Origin of the sequence: Halarchaeum acidiphilum MH1-52-1 (assembly GCF_000474235.1) — an archaeon.
In the GTDB taxonomy this organism is placed as follows: domain Archaea; phylum Halobacteriota; class Halobacteria; order Halobacteriales; family Halobacteriaceae; genus Halarchaeum; species Halarchaeum acidiphilum.
Genome location: NZ_BATA01000119.1, coordinates 1 through 3,286, shown reverse-complemented (window position 1 = coordinate 3,286; position 3,286 = coordinate 1). Strand labels below are relative to the sequence as shown.

Below are 3,286 nucleotides of genomic sequence, written 5' to 3'. Positions count from 1 at the left end.
GGTAGCGTTGGCGTCGGTAGCGTTGGCGTCGGTAGTGTTCGTGTCAGTGATGCTGATCTCGGTCGTATTGGTATCAGTTGTGTTGGTCTCGGTCGTGGTGGTGTCAGTCGTATTCCCCCCACTCGTGTTGTTCGTCGCGGCCGTCGGCGCATCGATGGCCGACGGCGTGTCATCCGCCGTCGTCGCGAGCGCGCCGCCGGACGCTCCGACGACGGCCGCGAGGACGACGAGCACGACGAGACTCAGCGTTCGATTCACGCTTCCCCGTCACCGCCTGTTCAATAAGTATTTATCTACTGCAAGTCGACTTGTCACCGATGCCACTGGGTCGGCTCCGCGTCGCCGCGTGGACGAGCGCGCTCGCCGCGCTACTCGTCGCGGTCTGTACGGCCGGCGCGGCGCTCGGGACGATCCACATCCCGCCGCGATTCGTCGTCGCGAGCGCCCTGAACGCCGCCGGGATCGATACCGGCGTCGCGGTACCCGACCCCTACCCCTTCGTCGTCGTCCACCTCCGCCTCCCGCGCATCGTCCTCGGCGCCGTCGTCGGCGCGGGTCTCGCCAGCGCCGGCACCGTGATGCAGGGGTTCTTCCGCAATCCGATGGCCGATCCCGCGATCATCGGCGTCTCCTCGGGCGCGGCCGCGGGGGCCGTCGTCGTCATCGCCGCCGGTCTCGCGCTCCCGTTCGGACTCCCCGCCGCCGCGTTCTGCGGCGCGCTGCTCGCCGGATTCGGCGTCTACGCCATCGCCACCGAGGGCGGCCGGACGCCCGTCGCCACCCTCCTCCTCGCCGGCGTCGCCGTCCAGACGTTCCTCGGCGCCGTCGTCAGCTTCCTCCTCGTCCGCACCGACCAGCACAGCCTCCGCGAGGCCATCGTCTGGCTGATGGGGAGCCTCCGAGACACCTACTGGCACGAAGTGACGCTCGCCCTCCCGGTCGTTCTCGCGGGGATCATCGTCCTGCTCGCGTACGCCCGCGACCTGAACGTCCTCCTCCTCTCCGAGGAGGACGCCCACGCGCTCGGGATCGAAGTCGAGCGCACGAAGCGCGTCCTCCTCGCCGTCTCCGCGATCGTCACCGCGGCCTGCGTCGCGTACGTCGGCGTCATCGGATTCGTCGGTCTCGTCGTCCCGCACGTGATGCGCCTCCTCGTCGGTCCCGATCATCGCATCCTCCTCCCCACGAGCGCGCTCGCGGGCGGCGTGTTCCTCGTCGCCGTCGACACGTTCGCGCGCCTCGGAGCGGCCGGTCTCCCGGTCGGCGTCGTCACCGCCTTCGTCGGCGCGCCCTTCTTCCTCTATCTCCTCCGCAAACGCGAGGTGCACGAACTCTGATGCGTGCGAACGGTCTCGACGTCTCCCTCGGCGGAGTGGGGATCCTCGACGACGTCTCGCTGGCCGTCGAGTCGGGCGAACTCGTCGGTCTCGTCGGGCCGAACGGGGCCGGGAAGACGACGCTCCTGCGGACGCTCGCGGGCTACCTCACGCCCGACTCGGGGACCGTACGCGTCGACGGCGACGACATCCACGCGCTCGGCTCGAAGGCCGCGAGCAGACGCGTCGCCGTCGTCCCCCAGTCGAGCGCGTTCTCCTTCGACTTCCCCGTCCGCGACGTCGTCGCGATGGGCCGTCACCCGCACCGCTCGCGGGTACGCCCCGGCGACGACGCTGACGGCGCGGCACGGGTGGAACGCGCCATCGAGCGCTGCGAACTCGCCGAGTTCGCCGATCGACCGGTGACGGCACTCAGCGGTGGCGAACGCCGGCGCGTCCTCCTCGCTCGCGCGCTCGCACAGGACACGCCGGTGACGCTGCTCGACGAGCCGACCGCGGGTCTCGACGTCAACCACCAGATCCGAACGCTCGATCTGGTGCGCGGGCTCGTCGACGACGGCCGGCGCGCCGTCGCCGCGATTCACGACCTCCCGCTCGCCGCGCGCTACTGCGATCGACTCGTCGTCCTCTCGGACGGGCGAGTCCACGCCGACGGCCCGCCCGAAAAGGTCGTGACGAGCGACACGCTCCGCGACGCCTTCGACGCGTCCGCCGCCGTCGGCACCGACCCCGTGACCGGCACGCCGGCGGTCACGGCGCTCACCCACCCCGGCGACGCCGACGCACACGTCCACGTCCTCGGTTCCGGCGACGCCGCCGTCGGCCTCCTCGAACCGCTCGTCGAAGCCGGCTACCGCGTCACCGTCGGGCCGGTCGTCGATGGGAGCATGGATCACGAGGCCGCGCGACGCCTCGACTGTCCCGCCGTGACGACGCCGCCGTTCGGGGGCGTGGAGGATGACGCCGTCGAGGCGGCCGCGGCGCGCTGTCGTGACGCCGAAACGGTCGTCGTGCCCACGTCGGCCGAAGACGCCGGCGCGAACGGACGCCTCGCGTCGCTCGCGGCAGCGTGCGTCACCGTACCGGCGGACGCCTCACCGACGCGGATCCGGACGGCCGTCGCAGACGCGATCGGCGACACGGCCGCGCCGGCCGCGAGCGGCACGAAGAGCGAGTAGCCGTGGCGGGGTTGTCGGCACGTGGCGGGGTTGTCGGTATGTGGTCGGGTTGTCGGCATATGGTCGGGTTGTCGGCATATGGTCGGGTTGTCGGCGTTTCCGATCCGACGACGGGACGGAGGGACGAGCGAGCGTCGTCGCCGCGATCGTGCTCGTCGCGGCGATGCTCCCCGCTCCTGTGGAAACGTCGCGGCCGGCGGAAACGTCGCGGCCGGCGGCGTTAAGGGACGCGACGCGAAACGTCCGGCGTGAGACGCGAAATCGAGATCGCGCTCGTCCTCTGTCTCTGCTGTGCGCTGGCGGGATGTGCGACACACGGGACGAGTGGGACGGACACGGCGAGCGCGATCGGGGAGACGCCGGTGGCGAACGCGAACGCGAGCGATGCGACAGGGGCGAACGCGAACGATCCGGCGGCGTTCGAGACGACGCTGAACGCCACCGTTGTAGACGTCGCCGACGGCGACACCGTGGACGTCCGACTCGCCAACGGCACCGAGGAAACGGTCCGGATGGTCGGCGTCGACACGCCCGAGGTATGGGTCGAGAACGCACCGGGGGAGTTCCGCGGCGTCCCGAACACGAGCGCCGGCCGGGATTGCCTCCGCGAGTGGGGCCACCACGCGAGCGACTACACCGCGGCTCGCCTCGCGGGCGCGAACGTCACGCTCGCGTTCGACTCGGACACCGACCGACGCGGGTACTACGGACGCCTGCTCGCCTACGTCTACGTGAACGGGACGAACCACGACGCGGCGCTCGTCGAGCGCG

Annotated in this window: 3 protein-coding genes and 1 pseudogene; 3 read left to right on the top strand and 1 reads right to left on the bottom strand. The window is 71.1% G+C overall.

The features are described from left to right. Positions 1-258, bottom strand: a pseudogene (locus AOZ13_RS13220) (hypothetical protein); the annotation flags it as partial. A 59-nt stretch (positions 259-317) separates the two neighbouring features. On the opposite strand from AOZ13_RS13220, the gene btuC reads away from it, so the two are divergent. From btuC to AOZ13_RS15140, 3 genes are all read left to right on the top strand, one after another. Beyond that, on the top strand, positions 318-1,337 hold the full coding sequence (gene btuC, locus AOZ13_RS13215; protein ID WP_049934131.1) for a vitamin B12 ABC transporter permease BtuC: 1,020 nt from the start codon (positions 318-320) through the stop codon (positions 1,335-1,337). Beyond that, positions 1,337-2,515, top strand: a complete 1,179-nt coding sequence (locus AOZ13_RS13210; protein WP_021780830.1) for a heme ABC transporter ATP-binding protein — start codon at positions 1,337-1,339, stop codon at positions 2,513-2,515. The genes btuC and AOZ13_RS13210 overlap by 1 nt, the downstream gene beginning before the upstream one ends. Before the next feature lie 248 nt (positions 2,516-2,763). Next, on the top strand, positions 2,764-3,286 hold a 523-nt coding region (locus AOZ13_RS15140; protein ID WP_234402887.1), incomplete at its 3' end, for a thermonuclease family protein.

Coding starts and splice junctions, on each gene's coding strand:
- AOZ13_RS13210 (WP_021780830.1), top strand. CDS start 1,337: ATGCGTGCGAACGGTCTCGACGTCTCCCTCGGCGGAGTGGGGATCCTC.
- btuC (WP_049934131.1), top strand. CDS start 318: ATGCCACTGGGTCGGCTCCGCGTCGCCGCGTGGACGAGCGCGCTCGCC.